Raw genomic sequence first — 18,640 nt, 5'->3', positions numbered from 1 at the left:
AAAAAGTGTTTAATCGGTAAGCTTTTGATCAAGCTCTTCTATCTTGGCTCGCCAAATGGCAGGACCTGTTTTGTGCACATTGTTCCCGCTTGAGTCAACCGCTACAGTGACTGGCATGTCTTCCACTTCAAATTCGTAAATAGCTTCCATACCGAGATCTTCAAAAGCCACCACTTTTGATTTTTTAATTGCTTTTGCAACCAAATAAGCTGCACCGCCCACTGCCATTAAATAAACCGCCTTATGCTGTTTAATAGATTCAACGGCTGCTGGCCCCCGTTCGGCTTTACCTATCATACCCATCAAACCACATTCAGATAACATCATATCGGTAAATTTATCCATCCTTGTCGCTGTCGTCGGACCGGCCGGCCCCACCACTTCATCACCAACCGCATCAACTGGGCCGACGTAATAAATAAAACGATTTTTAAAATCAACACCATTAGGCAATGCTTCACCACGAGCTAGATAATCTTGAATACGTTTATGTGCCGCATCACGGCCGGTCAATATTTTACCGGACAATAAAACAGTATCACCGGCTTGCCAGCTTTCAACGTCTTTTTGAGTCACTTGGTTCACATTGACTCGACGTACATTGTCACCAAGTTCCCAGGTCACTTGGGGCCATTCTTCTAATTTGGGTGGATTAAATTCGGCCGGCCCGCTACCGTCTAAATAAAAATGTGCATGGCGAGTTGCAGCGCAATTTGGGATCATTGCAATTGGTTTTGAAGCTGCGTGAGTGGGTACGGATTTTATTTTTATATCAACAACGGTTGTTAAACCGCCTAATCCCTGCGCCCCTATACCTAACTGGTTAACTTTTTCATACAGCTCAATACGTAGTTTTTCTTCGGTAGTTTCTGGTCCACGTTCGATTAATTCCTGAATATCAACTGGATCCATCAGACTTTCTTTTGCCAACACAGCGGCTTTTTCGGCTGTGCCTCCTATCCCTATACCTAACATGCCAGGCGGGCACCAACCTGCGCCCATAGTCGGCAGAGTTTTTAGTACCCAATCAACAATAGAGTCACTGGGGTTGAGCATAACCACTTTAGATTTATTCTCAGATCCACCCCCTTTTGCCGCTATCATGACTTCAACTTTGTCACCGGCGACCATATCAATGTGGACCACTGATGGAGTGTTGTCTTTGGTATTTTTTCGACTGCCAGCCGGATCAGCGACTATCGAGGCACGTAGTGGATTGTCTGGGTTTAAATAGGCTCTACGGGTCCCTTCATCAACCATTTGTTGAACGGTTAAATCATGTTTATCCCATTGTACTTGCATGCCGATTTTAACAAAGCAGGTGACTATACCTGTGTCTTGACAAACAGGGCGATGACCTTCAGCTGCCATACGAGAGTTAATCAAAATCTGCGCCATAGCGTCTTTTGCAGCTGGATTAATCTCTTTGTGGTAAGCTTGCTCAACAGCTTTAATATAATCAAGTGGATGATAATAGGATATAAACTGTAACGCATCAGCGATACTGTCGATAAAATCTTGTTGGCGGATGGTGCTCATATTTTTTCCTCTGTGGTGTCACTTGTCTTTTTATTTTCAATCTAGGTTATGATACTCTTCATTCCCACTTCAGGCCAATTGTGCGACCTAATTTACGAATGTCATACGATACAAAAGCAAACCCATTTATAACAGAACTTAATCTGGCTGCCGAGCTCGATGCCGCGGCGGTATTTGAACCCGTTGCAAATGATAAAGGTGCCATTTTTTTAGATTCCGCGAATGCTGATCACGAAAACAGCCGTTACGATATTCTTTTGTGCGAACCTTTAGCACAAATTAAATACCATCAAGGAACGACTCAAACCCGTTTATTAAACGGCGCTTACATTAGTGAGTCGCAAGACGATCCTTTTAAAATTGCACGCCGTTTACATCGTGATCTCATGCCTGAAACGCTCATCGATAGTGAGTTGCCATTTATTGGCGGCACCGTCGGTTATTTTGCTTATGATTTAGGCCGCAGTATAGAGTCAATTGAATCTATTGCACAATGCGACTTAACCGCAGATGATCTTCATTTAGGCATCTACGATTGGGCTATCATCAAAGATAATAAACAACACCGTTGGTACGCGCTTGATTATCAACCCGAGTTAGAACGTATTGATAAATGGTTAACTAAGTATCGCCAAAACACATCAAACAACTCAAATTCATTTGCTTTATTGAGCGAATGGCGATCCAATATGACTGAAACGGAATACCAGCAAAAATTTAACCAGGTATTCGAGTATTTAAAAGCAGGTGATTGTTATCAAGTTAACCTAGCCCAGCGTTTTTGTGCACAGTACAGCGGCGACCCTTGGGTGGCTTATAAGAAGTTACGCAAAGCAAACAAAGCGCCCTTTTCTGCCTATTTAAAAACTCAGACGAACAGTATTTTATCTATCTCACCAGAGCGTTTTTTACAACTGGATTCAGGTCGGGTAGAAAGCAAACCCATCAAAGGTACGTTGCCGCGTGGCCAATCACTTAAACTTGATAGTGTGCAAAAACAAAAGCTACAAAAATCGCCAAAAGACAGAGCCGAAAACCTAATGATAGTTGACTTACTGCGAAATGATATCAGCCGCGTTTGTCAGCCAGGCACAGTGCGAGTGCCGAAACTATTCGAAGTTGAGAGCTTTCCGTCGGTTCACCATTTAGTGAGCACTATAACAGGCGAAATTAACGAAGATAAAAATGCTTTTGATCTGTTAAAAGCCTGTTTTCCTGGCGGCAGCATCACAGGCGCACCTAAAGTTCGCGCCATGCAGATCATCGAAGAGCTAGAACCGCACCGACGTCATATTTATTGCGGCGCTATCGGTTATATCGACTGGCGCGACAAAATGGATATGAATATCGCCATTCGCACGCTCATCACAGAAAACGACAACATATACTGTTGGGCCGGCGGTGGTTTAGTCTACGACTCTAAATGTGCCAGCGAATATCGCGAAACCTATGATAAACTCAATCACATATTGCCCATTTTAAGCCGAGGTTAATCAGTTGTCTGATTGTTTGGGCGCTAAAATCTCTCGCTTGGTATTGCAAAATTGCTCACATGAGCGTTTACAACCGCCTTATGCTGCCAACATGGCCGCTGTAATGCTTGTTTTATTTAAACAGTCAGAGCACATTCTCTTATGTAAACGCCAACCTTGGTTGCGTCGCCATCCAGGGCAAATATGTTTGCCCGGTGGCATGCATGAACCCAAAGACAGCGACCTGCTCTCAACCGCCATTCGCGAAACACAAGAAGAAACTTGTTTAGCGCTGGATCGCAAACAAATCATCGCAGATCTGCCGGTATCAGCTACACTAAAACAAACATACATTCAGCCGTTTATCGCAGTGGTGGATAAACCAAAGGGGTTAATCGCAATGGAAGATGAAGTCGCTGAACTGGTTTATTTACCTTTGTCTGTGTGCTTAGATGAACAGCGTTGGCAGTTCAGCTTGATTAATGTGTCAGGAAGATCAGTAAAACTGCCTTTTTTGATCTGGCAACGGCACTGCATCTGGGGGGCAACAGCAAGAATTCTTTTTCAGCTGTGTGAACGACTGAATAAAACCTAAAAAATAATTCTCTCTCAATAACCCAAAAGGCTAACCTGTATGTGCCATTCGACACCACAGATCCCCAAAAAATCAGATTCGATAACCTAATTCGCTATTTAACGGGTAAAGTTAAACTTTTAAACATTTGATCAACTTCGTCAGCGCTTTTTAGTGAAATTGCTTTATCCACCACGTCTCGAGTTAGATGAGGTGCAAACCTTTCTATAAAATCATACATATAATGACGCAAAAAACTGCCTTTTCGAAAACCTATCTTAGTGGTACTTGGGCGAAATAGATGAGAAGCATCAATCGCAACTAAATCTGTATCATTTTGTTTATCCACCGCCATAGTCGCCATTACTCCGACCCCAACGCCCATACGGACGTAGGTTTTAATTACATCTGCGTCGGTTGCGGTAAAAACAATTTTGGGTTCCAGCCCAGCTTTGCTAAAAGCATGATCTAATTCAGAACGTCCGGTAAAACCAAACACATAAGTCACAATCGGGTGTTCTGCTACATCCTCTAAGGTTATATGCTTTTTTGCTGCGAGCGGGTGATCACGCCCAACCACAACGCTGCGGTTCCAATGGTAACAAGGTAACATAACCAGATCGTTATATAGATGTAGTGCTTCGGTCGCGATGGCAAAATCCGCGTCACCTTTAGCGGCTGCGTCACTAATTTGCGACGGTGTCCCTTGATGCATGTGCAAAGACACTTTTGGGTATCTTTGCATGAACCCCTTAATAACGTCTGGCAGCGCATAACGCGCTTGCGTGTGTGTGGTCGCAATATTCAGTTTGCCTTGATCAGGCTGAGTGTGTTCACGCGAGACAGATTTAATACTTTCAACTTTAGATAAAATTTCGCGCGAAATATGCACAATTTCACGCCCAGCAGAGGTCACATGGGTTAGGTGTTTACCACTACGGCCAAAAATCTGCACACCCAGCTCATCTTCCAACATTCGAACCTGTTTGCTAATACCGGGTTGAGAGGTATATAAACTTTCAGCGGTTGCTGAAACATTCAAATCATGGTTAACAACCTCAACGATATAGCGTAACTGCTGGAGCTTCATACCTTATTGTTCCGTTTTGATATTCAATTAAAGAATATACTATCAAATTTTTATTCTATCGCTTAAATTTATTGCAGAAAAGTTTTCGATTGAGGACTGAGTTAAAAAATGGAGTCATTAATGTTTGACGAACCGCTTAAAATTGCCAATGAATTAAACTTTGCAGATGTGCTGGCACTTTCTATTCATGATATAAAAAATTCTCTAAGCTTTATGCAAGAGTCAATTATGCAGCTTGAAAGCATCAAAACCAAGCTCCCCACCGAACAACAAACTGCGTTAAATCAACTGCACTATGAAAGCAACAGAGTTAATACAAACTTATTGCAACTTCTTACCGTGTATAAAGCACAAAAGGCACAATTGGCCGTGAATTTTAATGTCCACTTTTTAGCTGACCTGTTTGCCGATTTAGTGGCTAGTCAGCAAGCATATTTTCAGCAAAAAAACCTAACAGTACAAGTCAAGGTTGAAGAAACGCTCAATTGGGCGTTTGATGAACAGCTGATCGCCAGCTTATTAAACGATATATTGGCCAATGCAAGCCGCTATGCCAACTCCTGCATAAGCTTATCTGCATGGCAAGAAAGAGATTATTTGTATATACAAATTGCTGATGATGGTGATGGTTACCCGAATAGTTTGTTAGCTGATATTGATAACCAAAAGACTTTTGATTTGAGCACGGGCCGTACTGGGCTCGGCCTTTATTTTGCTCGCTTAATTGCAAGCGTGCACAATAAGGAGCACCGATCAGCCGAGATAAAGTTACAAAACTGTAAAAACGGGCAAGGTGGTTTGTTTTTACTGAAACTGCCGTAAAATTTACAGTCGACTCGCTTATAATTATTCGGTAGTATCTCTAGAGGGCAGAAAAAATAATAAACAAAGTCGATAGACTTAACTGGATTGATGCATGATTTTTACCATTGTAATTGCGCTAGTTGTCACTTTAATCATTGTGGCTGTTGTCATGAACGCAATACAACAGCATAAAGAAAAAGTAGAATCCGAGCGGCGTAACGAAATAGCCAAACAAAAAACCATCATTGAAGAAACTGAAAATTTATTATTAAATTTGGGCACTATTCCTGCGAGCCCAAATTTAGTACTGGTATTGCAGCAGCGCATTTTATCTGCCGTGCAAACATTACACTCTTTAGTGCCTGATTCGTTAGAGTACAAACAAAGAGTTGCTGACGCGCAAGCGCGCATTCAAACTTTAGATGCTCAACCAGAAACCTTAAACAATGATGACTTTACGCTTCCTGATGATGAAAGAGCTATCATAACGTTGCTGCAAAACATTAAAAAATTACGTGCAGCCATTCGTGCTGAACACAGTAAAGGCAAAGTAGATACGCACTTATTTGTTAGCGAAGATAAACGGCTAGATCAGTTACAACTTAAAATTAATATTGAAAGCATGATGCGCCGCGGCCAGACTGCCCGTCACAGCAAAATGTTAGGGTCAGCGAGACAGTTGTATGAAAAAGCATTAAGCACTTTGCAAAATCAATTAGTGAATAGTGACTACGTCAGCAGGAAGCGACAAGAAATTGAATCTATTTTAGAACAAATTAATCAAGAACTGAAAAACTCTAACGATCAAGACAGGCTTAAACGCGCTGAAAAAGAAAAAGACGACTTAGATGTATTATTTCAACCCAAAAAGAAATGGTAAGTTTACCCAAACGACTCGCCCGAGCGGGCGAGGTTTTAAATTAATACATTAATCGCTTTTATTCAATTTCGTTCAAAGGCCACTTAACGATATAATCTTCAAAAAAATCAAGATCGACTTGATCATCGGGCAATACTTTGCCACGCACTGACATACCTGCCGCGTGCATTGCTGATTTTTTACCCTTGTTTAGCAGTGGATGCCATGACGGCAAAGGTTTACCTTCATATAAACGTCGGTAACTGCATGACGGCGGCATATAGAATATTTGCGCGAGGTTTTCTGGTCGCAACTCAACACAATCAGGGACAAGTTGCCTGCGTTTAGCATACACAGTGCACTCGCACTTTTTATCATTTAAGTATCGGCAAACCACATTAGTAAATTCCAACGACTCACCATCGTTTATCACTTCAGTGCTTTGCATCTCGTCGACCTCATCATCTGCAATAAATTTATGCAAACAGCATTTACCACAGCCGTCACAAATTTGCTCCCATTCGCTGCGCGTCATTTCTTGTAGACTTTTGCGCTGCCAAAAAGGGTTTTGAACTTCTTTCATGGATACCTCAAGCGCAGCACACTTAGCACTGCGATCATCTTATTATTTATCGAATGGGCGGATAGCTAATACGGTCAGCTAAATAGCCGACGGTCGTGACAAAATAATACGAGCGGTTCCAGTGCATCAGCACTTTATAGTTATCATATGCTAGGTAAACTCGGCCCTTAGGTCCGTCAGGTATCAACATTGCGGCCTTGATATCAACAGACGGTAAATCACGACCATCCATACGACGCACACCCAAAGCTTGCCAATCAGCTAAACTACGTTCAGTTTCGCGCCATTTTTTTAACCAGGCTGAACGACCATTGGTTTTTTGCGGCACCGCATTCGAAAAGTCAAAATCAGCAGGCACTTTAACTTGACGCCCCCAAGTTAAATTGTCATTCCAGCCTTCTTGTTTTAGATAATTGGCTGCACTGGCAAATACATCGGCCTGATTTTGCCAAATGTCTTTGATGCCATCGCCATCGTAATCTACCGCATATGCGTTAAAAGAGCTTGGAATAAATTGCGCCTGCCCCATAGCACCAGCCCAGCTTCCTTTCAGCTTTTCTAACGGTGCTTCACCGTTTTTAACAATATCTAATGCATACCAGAGCTGCTTTTTAAAAAACGCACCTCGACGTCCGTCATAACTTAAGGTGACGAGCGAAGGCACTAACGGTAAATTCCCCTGGATACGACCAAAATTACTTTCTAAGCCCCATAAAGCAACAATGAACCTTGCCTGTACACCGTATTCAGCGGCAATCTTTTCTAATAACTCTTTATGTTCTTTATATTTGGCTCGTGCTTGTTGAACTTTCCATTCTGGCACCCTTTTGGGCAAATAGGTTTCTAATGTTTCCACAAATTCAGGTTGATTGCGGTCGGCTTCAACCACTTTTTCTTTAAATTCTATCCCAGTAAAAGCTTGTTCGATTAATGCCTGATCATAACCACGGTCAAGTGCTTCTTGTTTTAAATCTTGAACATAGGATTCAAATTTTTGTTTTTCGGTTTGCGCCCAACTGACAATGGGCAAAGCCAGAACGACCCCAACCAACAAACTTTTTTTAACGATAGAAATCATTTTTTCCCCTTTTGCGTTGTCAATTCATTTAACATGCTTTCGGTTGGCGGCGGTAACTGCAAATAATATCCTTGCGCCAGTAAATCAGCACGCACTTTTTCAATATCAGCAATGCCTAACGAAGACCTTTTGTCTAGATTAAACATTAAAACAAAAATAGGTTGACCAAAACTGTTCATTAAAGGTTCAGGGACTTGACTAAAATCATCTCTTTTTAACACATAAAGATAGGTATCTTCTTTTTTTGGACTTTTATAAACGGCGGCTAACACAGTACTCTCATCCTATAATTTATTAATCTTGTGATCTTGCCCTAAAACTGGCTTAGGTTAAAGTGATAAATACTTGCGTTCAACATAGCCAGACTATACCATGAAGCGAATTTTATCAGCTTACATTTAGCCTGCCAGAAGACTGGCAGATATTTATATAAAAAATATGTCTGACTCACCGATCGAATTTAAAGGTAGCGCATTCACGCTCTCCGTACTTTATATGAAGTCCTCTGATCTAGAGGCCGTTAAGCAACAGCTTGCGATTAAAATAAAACAGGCGCCACAGTTTTTTAATATGGCGCCATTAGTTATCAATGTCGCCAGACTGAACGACCCTGCATTTGATTTTGCCGCCTTAAAAGCAATGTTAACCTCCCTACAGCTAATTCCTGTTGGTATTAGTGGGGCCAGTGACGAGCAGAAAGGTCCGGCAAAAGCTGCTGGTTTTGCTTGTTTAAGTGAATCTAAAACGGCAAATACAGTGCCCGAGCAGGAACATACTCAAATAAGATACGAACGAGTTGAAGTGCCAGTCGAAGTTGAAGTACCAGTGCAAAAGCCAAGTCAGGTCTTACGACAAAACCTGCGTTCTGGGCAACAGTTTTATGCCCGTGATTCAGATTTAGTCATCATTGGTACTGTCAGTAACGGCGCTGAAGTCATTGCCGATGGCAGTATTCATATTTATGGCAGTTTACGTGGCCGCGCTATTGCTGGCGCAAAAGGTGACGATAGTGCAAAAATATTTGCGCAAAAAATCGAAGCTGAATTAGTCAGTATTAACGGCCACTATTGGACCAGTGAGCAAATTGATAAATCATTTTACAAAAGTCCCGGCTGTATAGCGCTTGACGGGGATAAATTAACGCTTACAAAATTGGAAGTTTAAACGGGAGTCTTTTAAATGGCACGAATTATAGTGGTAACCTCAGGTAAAGGTGGCGTAGGAAAAACAACCAGTAGTGCTGCTATTGGTACTGGCTTAGCATTAAAAGGTCATAAAACCGTGATCGTAGACTTTGATGTAGGTTTACGAAACTTAGATCTCATTATGGGTGTTGAGCGCCGAGTGGTATATGATTTTGTCAATGTCATCAATGGTGAATCAAATCTAAACCAGACGCTGATAAAAGACAAACGTGTTGAAGGCTTATACATTTTACCTGCATCACAAACCCGAGATAAAGAAGCGCTGACAAAAGAAGGCGTTCAGAAGGTACTTGATGAGCTTTCTGAGACTTTTGATTATATTATTTGTGATTCGCCAGCAGGGATAGAACAAGGCGCTTTAATGGCGTTGTATTTCGCTGACGAAGCCATAGTTGTGACCAACCCAGAAGTCTCATCCGTACGAGACTCTGACCGTATTTTAGGCATTTTAGCTTCACGCTCTAAGCGTGCCGAAGAAGGTTTAGAGCCCGTTAAAGAGCATCTTTTATTAACCCGCTATAACCCTGAACGTGTTGAACGCGGTGACATGTTAAGTGTTGAAGATGTGTGCGAAATATTGGCAATCAAGATGATTGGTGTGATCCCTGAATCTCAGGCTGTATTAAGAGCGTCAAATGTTGGTGAACCCGTCATTCTGGATGAAAACAGTGATGCAGGCCAAGCCTATTTAGATACGATTGAGCGCTTAATGGGTAACGAAGTTGAATATAGGTTTTTGTCAGGAGAGAAAAAAGGCCTCTTTAAACGTTTATTTGGAGGATAGGCTATGTCTTTAATGGATTATTTTAAACCCAAAAAAACTAATGCAGCGTCGCAAGCCAAAGAACGCTTACAAATTATAGTTGCACAACGTAGACGTGCCGATAGCCAAAGTGAAAACCTAAGTGCGCTTGAAAAAGACATTTTAGAGGTTATCCGTAAGTATTATATGAATGTAGAAGAATCTGCGATTCAATTGCACTTAGAACAGAAAGAAGAAGATATCTCAGTGCTTGAGTTAAATGTGACTCTACCCGATGATAAAGAATCAAAATAACAGCCAATAAATGGCCGCAATCCTCTCTGCGGCCATTTTTCCAGGTTATTGCTTAATTTGGAGCCAAATCAAAGATGCTAAGCCCTGAAGCGCAAAAAGTTAAACAAGCTTTGCTCGCTGAAAAGCTAGAAACCCCGATGCTAGATAACTCGCTAGCCGCTACTGAAAAAAAAGACAAAATTGCCAAAGCGATGCAAGATATTATGCAAGTGTTGGGGTTAAATCTAAGCGACGATAGTTTAGCCGAAACACCCGCTCGTATCGCTAAGATGTATGTTGATGAAATTTTTTCTGGACTGGATTACCATAACTTTCCAAAAATCACCTGCATTCAAAATAGTATGGCGATGGATGAGATGATCACGGTAGATAAAATCTCTTTTACCAGCACCTGCGAACATCATTTTGTCACCATTGATGGGTTAGCTAAAATTGCCTATATTCCGGCTGATAAAGTCATAGGTTTATCAAAAATTAATCGCATTATGCGCTTTTTTGCCCGCCGTCCTCAAGTGCAAGAAAGGCTCACTCAGCAAGTACTGATTGCATTGCAAACCTTGTTAGAAACACAAGATGTTGCTGTGAGCATCAAAGCGACTCATTATTGTGTAAAAGCGCGTGGGGTTATGGACTTATCATCTGAAACCAAAACCACGGCGTTAGGCGGTGTTTTTAAGTCTAGTTTAAATACTCGGCAAGAGTTTTTAGCCACCTGACGACACTCGCCAACGTTAAAACTTATCGTGCAGCGGGCAATGCTGAATTAACACGGCTTCCTTTTTGGCATAACTGAGTTCCGCTCGACTATCCATAACAACAGGGTCATTTGGTGATAACTTAAGTGCTTGTATCAACATTTTTTCGGCCTGATCAAAACAATAAGCTTTAGCTAACGCATGGGCATAATTGTTTAAATACGCAACTTCTTGCTGTCCGGCACGAAACCCTTTTTCGTACCAGGTTAATGCTTTATCCGGCTCTGTTTTTAAATAATCATTGGCCAATAAAAAATAACCTAACCAAGCATCTGGCCAAGTTTGGGTTGCGCTTTGCAAAGCTTGTCGACCAGCCCCCTGCTGACCGGTGGCAATTAAATCTTGCGCGGCACTGACAAACTTGAAAGGATCGAGCATTTTATCGCTCTGCTCAGGCGGCAGAGCCACCAACATCCAATAATCTGCTCTCTGCCATGTTCTCTCGAATGTGGCGATGGATAAACGGTAATTTTGTTCTTCACCACTGTGTAAAATGATCTCCCCCGTTTTTAAGTCGTAACCTATCACCAGTGCATAATGCCAGTTTGGGAAGTTTTCCAAACCATTATTTTGCAGCACAATAACAGGTTTGTCTTGGTTCACCAGCTTGATTAAACGTTTTAACGTACCACGCTCATTGTATGCCAACATGCCTAACTGGCGCACAGTTGCATTCATCTCGGTTTGCAAACTGCCGGCTAGCTCGGGCACAAACGTATTTTGCGCTAATTGGCTCGGTGATACTGAATGACCATAAAAATTGGCAACCTCAGCTAAAGTAGTCGGGCCGCAATAATAAGCCTCTTGTTTGAAAAATGGTACGCCATCGATTTGATAACGAGTTGCCACTGATGGATTGTTTTGCTGCAATAATTGCTGAGTTTGCGGTGGTGTTTGACATGCCACCAGGCCAACTAGCGTAAACGCCAGCCAACCTGATCTGAACCATTTTAATATTTTCAAAGCTAAACTCTAATATTAATTACAGTGGTCGGATAAAAGGATATACATCGGTAATACCCATGACATCTAAAACAGCGACAACAACCATCACAGTAAATATGGTGCCAATAATACCGCTACCGGCGGGCATTTCGTGAATATGTTGGTTTAATTGATGAAGCTCAGCCTCCGTCATGGCACCAATACGTGCTTGGGCAACTTGCGGGTCAACGCCCAGCTCAATCAGTTTTTGTTTAACTTCAGCCTGACCAAGATAGGATAAAACCTGAGACTTTTGAACCTGCTGCGCATGATTTTGCAACACCACCGAAGATTCGTACACACCAGCCGTTGCTTGACTTGCTCCAAATACAAACAAACAACTGGCCACCCCTGCTTTAATGATATTTTTCATACAACCACCCTTTTTTTGAGTTATTAAAAAGTACCTGTTTTTATAGGCTATCTTGTTGCACTATAAAGATCCAGACAAATAATTTAACAATTTTTTATACTTGTTTAAGCTGAGCCACGATCACTGCCGGGACCCCTGTGCTGATTTACGTGTGTGCTTAATCATAAATTTTGATTAAAGCGTTGGATGCTACTTTGTTTAACTAGCGCATATAAAACTGGCAATAAAATCAAGGTTAATACCAGAGCGCTTACCATACCGCCAACCATAGGCGCTGCAATCCGGCTAATCACTTCTGAGCCAGTACCTGAGGTAAATAACAAAGGCAAGAGTCCAGCAATAATAGTAGCAACTGTCATCATCACTGGCCTTACCCTCAAAGAGGCGCCAGCCACGATGACGTGTAAATATTGTCTATCCGTTATCGGCTGTTTTTTTGCATATGCATTCAATTTTAGTTCATCCAGTGCTTGGTTAAGATACACAAGCACTAAAACGCCGATCTCTACGGCCACCCCTGCCAGAGCAATAAACCCCACGGCAACCGCCACCGAAAAGTTAAAATCAGCTATATAAACTAACCATAATCCACCGATAGTTGCCACCGGCAGAGTCATTAAAATCAATAGCACTTCGATAAACGTTTTAAAATTTAAATAGAGCAAAATTACAATAACAGCCAGGGTAAGCGGCAATACATACATGAGTTTATCCGCTGCCCTGGCCATGTATTCATATTGTCCGGCCCAAGTTAACGAATAGCCGGCAGGAAGCTTAAGGTGCTCAGCCAAATATTGCTGTGCGTCGGCGACGTAACTGCCAATGTCTACTTGCTTAATATCAATAAATACGACACCATTCAAACGTGCATTTTCGCTTTTAATACCAGCAGGCCCAGATGTCACCTGGAGCTCTGTGATATCACCCAAGCTAATATGGGCTCCGGTTGGCGTAATAATAGGCAGCCGAGCGAGGGTCTCAGGCGAGTTCCGGAAGTCTTGCAGATAGCGTATATTGACCGCATAACGCGCCTGCCCTTCAACCGTCTCGGTAATATTTTGCCCCCCTATAGCCGTGCGAACAAGCTGCTGAACATCGTCAACATTCATTCCATATCGGCTTGCTTTATCACGTAAAATGTCAATCGTAAGATAACGACCACCAGCCACCCGTTCAGCATACACACTGGTAGTGCCGGGTACATTCGATAAGAGTGTTTCTATCTTTAAACCTATTTTTTCAATTTCTGATAACTCGGGACCAGAAATTTTTATACCAATAGGGCTTTTAATGCCAGTTGCCAACATATCAATTCGGGTTTTAATCGGCATGACCCATGCGTTGCTCACGCCAGGAAACTGAACCAACTGCTCAAAGGTTTGTTGTAGGCGTTCACTCGTCATCCCCTCACGCCACAGCGATTTAGGTTTTAGCTGAATAAAGGTTTCTATCATGGTCAGCGGCGCAGGGTCCGTTGCTGATTCGGCACGTCCAACTTTACCAAACACGTTTTGAACTTCCGGTACAGTTCGAATCAATTTATCTGTTTGCTGTAGTAATTCTCGCGCTTTACCTATAGAAATACTCGGATAGGTCGTTGGCATATACATAAGATCGCCTTCATCCAATGGTGGCATAAACTCACTTCCTATTTTATCCAGCGGCCAAAATCCTAACAGGGAAACCAGTAAACAGGCAGATATGCTTGTTTTAGGAAACTCGAGTACCTTCTTTAAAACAGGTTTGTACAAGGCGATTAAAATTAGGTTTAACCGATTTTTGTCCGCGGCGGGGATTGGGCCACGAATACAATATCCCATTAATACCGGCACCAATGTAATGGCAAGTGCAGCAGTCGCTGCCATAGCATAAGTTTTGGTATAAGCAAGTGGGGTAAATAAGCGCCCTTCTTGCGCTTCTAAAATAAATACAGGTAAAAAAGAGACTGTCATAATCAACAAACTAAAAAAGAGTGCTGGACCCACTTCACTGGCGGCTTTTGCCACGATTTTCCAGCGTACATTAGGCGCGATTTTAAAATCTTCTGACGGGTTATTTTGAGCATACTTATGCAAATGTTTATGCACATTTTCTATCATGACAATCGCACCGTCTGTCATTGCCCCGATGGCAATCGCCAACCCACCTAAAGACATAATATTGGCATTTAGGTTTTGCCAATACATAATGATAAAAGCAATTAAAATACCCATTGGCAAACTGATCACTGCAACCAAAGAAGAGCGCAGGTGAAACAAAAAAACAAAACAGACTAAAGCGACAATGGCCAGCTCTGCGAACAATTTTTGCCAAAGGTTATCGAGCGATTCTTTAATGAGTTTAGATCTATCATAAACAGGAATGATCTCCACACCTGCAGGCAAAGATAAAGCCAATGAATTAATTTTTTGTTTAATGCGCTGAATTGTGGCTTGCGCGTTTTCGCCAAATCGCATGACCACTATGCCACCGACCGTTTCGCCTTGACCATTGAGCTCGGCAATCCCCCGACGCATTTGTGGCCCCAAAGTTACATGAGCAATATCTGCAATTGTCAGCGCACTACCCTGCTCATTTACACCGAGCGGAATATTATTAATATCTTGCAACGATTGAATATAGCCATTTGAAGTCACCATATATTCCGCTTCGGCCATCTCAATGACAGAAGCGCCCAAACTCTGGTTGCCCCGCTTGAGAGCTTCTGTCACATGGTTAAGTGGCATATTAAATGCTCGAAGTTTGTGTGGATCAACTTGAACTTGATATTGTTTTTTTAAGCCACCCACAGTGGCTATTTCTGAAACACCCGGCACAGTTTGCAGTTCGTATTTTAAAAACCAATCTTGGATACTGGTCAACTGGCTTAAATCATGTTGCCCGCTTTTATCTTGCAACGCATAGATAAATACCCAGCCAACCCCAGTCGCATCTGGCCCAAGCTGAGGTTTAGCTTGTGGGGGTAAACTGGCAGAGGCTTGGTTGAGATATTCGATAACCCGACTCCTAGCCCAATACAGGTCAGTATCATCATCAAATATGACATAAACATATGAATCACCAAAAAATGAATACCCTCGAACGGTTTGCGCGCCAGGTACAGACATCATGGCCGAAGTTAACGGAAAGGTCACCTGATCCTGTACCACCTGAGGGGCTTGACCTGGATAACTGGTTTTAATAATCACCTGTACATCCGATAAATCAGGAATTGCATCAACCGGTGTGTTTTTTACAGCATAAATCCCGACCAACAAACTGATTAACGTTAATAACAAAACCAAAATTCGATTGGCAACAGACCAGTGAATAATTTTGCCAATCATTTTGTTTCTCCTTGGCGTTGCATCTGAGTTATAACTAAGTCATCTTTCACGATAAAAGTAAAACGTACCTCATCGCCCACCTGAAACTCATCAATCGCGATTTGATCAGCGGCGATAAAATCCATTGTTGCCGCTGCCCTGTGCCATTTTTTTATCGCCTCTCGGCTAATATTAAAGACTCGCGTTTTTTTATCGACTTGATTAATGCGGCCCAAAACAGTCGCGCTTGGATAGTTTGATGTTTGTTCGGTCTGAAGCCGGCTGTCATGAACTGAATGAGCCAAATTAGAGTCTACTGATATACGTTGAAACGCTAAGTCTTTACTGGACTCAGAATCCAATAAAAATTGCGCTGAAGTGACCACAAGGTCATTCACCGCAAGACCAGATAAAATTTCAGTATACGTTGGATTAATCTGCCCTAGCGTAACAGCAACCGATTTAAACTGACCGTTTCCAAGCGCCAATACCACTCTATCCTGCATCCCAGTTCTGATCACTGCTTCAGTTGGCACTAATAATTTTTTTTCGTTCGCTTGTGTTTTAATGCGAACGCGTGCAAACATATTAGGTTTTAACTGCAGGTTTTTATTAGCAAACTTGGCTCTAATCCTAAGAGTGCGATTTTTTAAGTTTAAATCAGGGTATATGTAATCGATTTTTCCTAACCACTTTTGATTTGGAAAATAGTCTAACTTCATCTCAATAGGCAAACCTGTTTGAATGAGTGCAGCATCGCGGGCAAAAACTTCAGCCTCTAACCAAACCTGTTCAAGGTTGGCAATACTAAGCAAAGTATTACCGGGCTCTACGTAAAAACCTTCTCGAATATTTAATTGATTAACCACCCCGGCTTGCGGGGCATAAAAAGTGATCTCCTGTTTTATCTGTTTGCTCTTTTTTAAGTTTTGAATCACAGAGTCGGGTAATTTTAAAGCAGTCAATCTGTTTTCAGCCGCTTGGATTAACGCAGAATTTTCACGTTTTAGCGCTATCAAAAGCTCTTCTTGCGCGTTCACTAATTGCGGAGAATACAAGGTATAGACGGCTTGCCCTTTTTTAACCGGATCGCCAACAGCCTGTACATATAGCTTTTCGATCCAGCCACTGACTCTAGGATGCATATGAACTAAATTATCTTGATCACTTTGTAAAAAACCTATTGTATTTATCTCGCTATCCATAAGCGCCCATTTAACCGAGGCGGTTCGAACACCTAGGTTATTCACAACATGCGGCGCAATATTAATAATACCCTGCTCTGCTTTATTGTGTTCAGGCTCGTTTTTGTACACTGGGATCAAATCCATGCCCATAGGTGATTTGCCGGGTTTATCGCGACGGTAATTGTCATCCATAGGCGCCACCCAATATAATGGCTCTTGTGTTTTATGATTTTCTACGACTGATTTTTCGGACGACTTTTCAGTTACAAATGAACCAACTAAACCAGCGCCAATGAGACCACCTAAGGTGACCCACAAGAGTATCGCTATTTTATTTGGCATGGTTTAATCTCCTTGCTTGTGACCATTCCCGCTCAGCTTTAGCGCTGGCTTGAGTTGACAAATAATTAATGCGGGTGATTGTTTTTAGCTTTTCTACATTGATTTTAAGCGCGCTGATACGGGCGTCTAACAAGCTAATTCTGGCCTTTACGACTTGACTAAAATCACCATCATCATGGGTATATGACGCCAAAGATGCCTCAACTTGCTGCTTTGTTTGGGGCAATAATTGCTCTGAATATAAAAAACGCCTTGCCGTCAACTGTGCCAGCCGGCTTAATTCCACTTTCAGTTGGCTAAACATTTGTTTAAGTGTTAACAGTTTTTGGCTTTTTACCACTTCAGCTTCAGCGACTGCGGCTATCACTTGTTGATCTTGTTTGTGCTCAGTAAATAACGGAAGGTCAAAAGTGACCGCTACCGAAAACAAATCCGATCGGCGTCCACCTTCGGGTCTGTCTGCTCGATAACCATAACTGGCACTAACACCCCATTGAGGTTTATAACTTTGTCTGGCTAACTTGATACCTTGCCGCCGAGTTTGATAATGGATATCAATTGCCATCACCGCAGGATGTTTAAGCAGCATTGGCATTATTTGCTGAGCTGATACCGCCTGTTTTGAAATACCAGCGCTGGTTAAACTTATTTCCGGTAACTGCGCCAAGTTAAGCTCATACTGCTGACCACTTACCTTAGTATCGTTTATCGACTCGGAAGAAACATCCAACCATTGGTGTAATGCCGATATCCCTTCATTGAGGTTCTGCTTGTGGGTAAGCAAACGATCTTCCAGTTGCAAAATTTCAAGCTGAGCATGAATAACATCTTGCTGCTGAGTTTGCCCAAGCGCATGACTGTAACTAGCAGATGCAACTTCGGCCAACTGTTCAAATAACGTCCTGTCTTGCTCAATTAAATAAATGCTTTGTCGAGATAAATACGCATCCAACCAAAGCAGCGTCAGTGCTTTTTTGAGTTCTGCGATACGATCTTCTCGCAATAACTGATATTGTTTTGCCGCTGTTTTTAATTGAGCTTGTTTAATTGCCAAGCTATCACCGCGGGCAAATTGCTGCGAAACCGAAAGTTTGACCTGTGTCATATCTTGTTGATTTACATGCCAGCTATCTAGCGGCAAATTGGCATAACCGAGTGCCAACTTAGGATCTGCTTGGCTTCCGGACGCAATACTTTTTGCTCGCATCGCCCGTTCGGTGAACTGGTTGGCCGTTAACCATGGATCCTCTTGCTGCGCACGTTCGATCGCGTCAGCTAAAGATAAAAGCTCACTTGCCTTTGCGCTAAACGCAACGAATAGTAAAATTGTAAAAATATATAAATGGCCACGCACTAAACTAGCGCCAACCATTAAAGGTGTTTTTAATTGATATATCATTTTTGCCCCCAGCCATTGCTGGATATGAGCTTCA

At 42.2% G+C, this 18,640-nt stretch carries 18 protein-coding genes; 8 read left to right on the top strand and 10 right to left on the bottom strand.

The annotated features are described in order from the left end of the window. Positions 1-9: 9 nt before the first annotated feature. Positions 10-1,539 carry a fumarate hydratase gene (locus C727_RS0107615; protein WP_017445031.1) on the bottom strand — a complete coding sequence of 510 codons (1,530 nt, stop codon included), beginning with the start codon at positions 1,537-1,539 and terminating at the stop codon, positions 10-12. Positions 1,540-1,637: 98 nt separating this feature from the next. On the opposite strand from C727_RS0107615, the gene pabB reads away from it, so the two are divergent. Further along, positions 1,638-3,032: an aminodeoxychorismate synthase component I gene (gene pabB / locus C727_RS0107610; RefSeq protein WP_017445030.1), complete on the top strand. Its 1,395-nt coding sequence runs from the start codon at positions 1,638-1,640 to the stop codon at positions 3,030-3,032. 4 nt (positions 3,033-3,036) lie between these two features. Further along, complete coding sequence (locus C727_RS0107605; RefSeq protein WP_017445029.1) at positions 3,037-3,606, top strand: NUDIX hydrolase; 570 nt, start codon at positions 3,037-3,039, stop codon at positions 3,604-3,606. 94 nt (positions 3,607-3,700) lie between these two features. Here C727_RS0107605 and cysB read toward each other — a convergent pair whose 3' ends face one another. After that, positions 3,701-4,675: an HTH-type transcriptional regulator CysB gene (gene cysB, locus C727_RS0107600; RefSeq protein WP_017445028.1), complete on the bottom strand. Its 975-nt coding sequence runs from the start codon at positions 4,673-4,675 to the stop codon at positions 3,701-3,703. Between the two features lie 120 nt (positions 4,676-4,795). Between cysB and C727_RS0107595 the strand changes: the two genes are divergently transcribed. Together C727_RS0107595 and C727_RS0107590 are read left to right on the top strand one after the other, a co-directional pair. Further along, positions 4,796-5,497 carry a sensor histidine kinase gene (locus tag C727_RS0107595; protein WP_017445027.1) on the top strand — a complete coding sequence of 234 codons (702 nt, stop codon included), beginning with the start codon at positions 4,796-4,798 and terminating at the stop codon, positions 5,495-5,497. A gap of 94 nt (positions 5,498-5,591) precedes the next feature. After that, a complete protein-coding gene (locus tag C727_RS0107590) occupies positions 5,592-6,359 on the top strand; it encodes a hypothetical protein (RefSeq protein ID WP_017445026.1) in 768 nt (255 codons plus the stop codon). Between the two features lie 58 nt (positions 6,360-6,417). Here C727_RS0107590 and C727_RS0107585 read toward each other — a convergent pair whose 3' ends face one another. Genes C727_RS0107585 through C727_RS0107575 form a run of 3 tightly spaced genes read right to left on the bottom strand, consistent with a single transcriptional unit; the run spans position 6,418 to position 8,271 of the window. After that, positions 6,418-6,921 (bottom strand): YcgN family cysteine cluster protein, encoded by a 504-nt coding sequence (locus tag C727_RS0107585; protein ID WP_017445025.1) that lies wholly within the window; start codon positions 6,919-6,921, stop codon positions 6,418-6,420. 46 nt (positions 6,922-6,967) lie between these two features. Next, positions 6,968-7,990, bottom strand: coding sequence for a lytic murein transglycosylase (locus tag C727_RS0107580; RefSeq protein ID WP_026052611.1), 1,023 nt, complete (start codon positions 7,988-7,990; stop codon positions 6,968-6,970). A 5-nt stretch (positions 7,991-7,995) separates the two neighbouring features. Then, complete coding sequence (locus tag C727_RS0107575) at positions 7,996-8,271, bottom strand: YcgL domain-containing protein (protein ID WP_017445023.1); 276 nt, start codon at positions 8,269-8,271, stop codon at positions 7,996-7,998. Positions 8,272-8,437: 166 nt separating this feature from the next. On the opposite strand from C727_RS0107575, the gene minC reads away from it, so the two are divergent. The 4 genes from minC (at position 8,438) to folE (ending at position 10,977) form a co-directional block, all read left to right on the top strand. Continuing rightward, complete coding sequence (minC, locus tag C727_RS0107570) at positions 8,438-9,163, top strand: septum site-determining protein MinC (RefSeq protein WP_026052610.1); 726 nt, start codon at positions 8,438-8,440, stop codon at positions 9,161-9,163. Positions 9,164-9,178: 15 nt separating this feature from the next. After that, complete coding sequence (minD, locus tag C727_RS0107565; protein ID WP_017445021.1) at positions 9,179-9,988, top strand: septum site-determining protein MinD; 810 nt, start codon at positions 9,179-9,181, stop codon at positions 9,986-9,988. Between the two features lie 3 nt (positions 9,989-9,991). Further along, positions 9,992-10,261 (top strand): cell division topological specificity factor MinE, encoded by a 270-nt coding sequence (gene minE / locus C727_RS0107560; RefSeq protein WP_017445020.1) that lies wholly within the window; start codon positions 9,992-9,994, stop codon positions 10,259-10,261. A 74-nt stretch (positions 10,262-10,335) separates the two neighbouring features. Beyond that, complete coding sequence (gene folE, locus C727_RS0107555; protein ID WP_017445019.1) at positions 10,336-10,977, top strand: GTP cyclohydrolase I FolE; 642 nt, start codon at positions 10,336-10,338, stop codon at positions 10,975-10,977. A gap of 15 nt (positions 10,978-10,992) precedes the next feature. On the opposite strand, the gene C727_RS0107550 is transcribed toward folE, so the two are convergent. The 5 genes from C727_RS0107550 to C727_RS0107530 all read right to left on the bottom strand — a co-directional run bounded on the left by C727_RS0107550 (position 10,993) and on the right by C727_RS0107530 (position 18,606). After that, positions 10,993-11,979 carry a PA2778 family cysteine peptidase gene (locus C727_RS0107550; protein WP_017445018.1) on the bottom strand — a complete coding sequence of 329 codons (987 nt, stop codon included), beginning with the start codon at positions 11,977-11,979 and terminating at the stop codon, positions 10,993-10,995. A 19-nt stretch (positions 11,980-11,998) separates the two neighbouring features. After that, the gene (locus tag C727_RS0107545; RefSeq protein ID WP_017445017.1) at positions 11,999-12,373 is read right to left on the bottom strand and encodes a PA2779 family protein; all 375 of its coding nucleotides are present in this window, start codon (positions 12,371-12,373) and stop codon (positions 11,999-12,001) included. A gap of 161 nt (positions 12,374-12,534) precedes the next feature. Beyond that, positions 12,535-15,699: an efflux RND transporter permease subunit gene (locus C727_RS0107540; RefSeq protein WP_017445016.1), complete on the bottom strand. Its 3,165-nt coding sequence runs from the start codon at positions 15,697-15,699 to the stop codon at positions 12,535-12,537. Beyond that, on the bottom strand, positions 15,696-17,207 hold the full coding sequence (locus C727_RS0107535) for an efflux RND transporter periplasmic adaptor subunit (protein WP_017445015.1): 1,512 nt from the start codon (positions 17,205-17,207) through the stop codon (positions 15,696-15,698). Before C727_RS0107535 ends, C727_RS0107540 begins: the two co-directional genes overlap by 4 nt. After that, entirely contained in the window at positions 17,197-18,606 is a 1,410-nt protein-coding gene (locus C727_RS0107530; RefSeq protein WP_237742325.1) for a TolC family protein, read from the bottom strand. The genes C727_RS0107535 and C727_RS0107530 overlap by 11 nt, the downstream gene beginning before the upstream one ends. Between the last annotated feature and the right edge of the window lie 34 nt (positions 18,607-18,640).

Origin of the sequence: Gayadomonas joobiniege G7, assembly GCF_000300815.1 — a bacterium.
In the GTDB taxonomy this organism is placed as follows: domain Bacteria; phylum Pseudomonadota; class Gammaproteobacteria; order Enterobacterales; family Alteromonadaceae; genus Catenovulum; species Catenovulum joobiniege.
The sequence above is the reverse complement of the archived record's forward strand: the minus strand, read 5'-3'. Positions and strand labels throughout refer to the sequence as shown.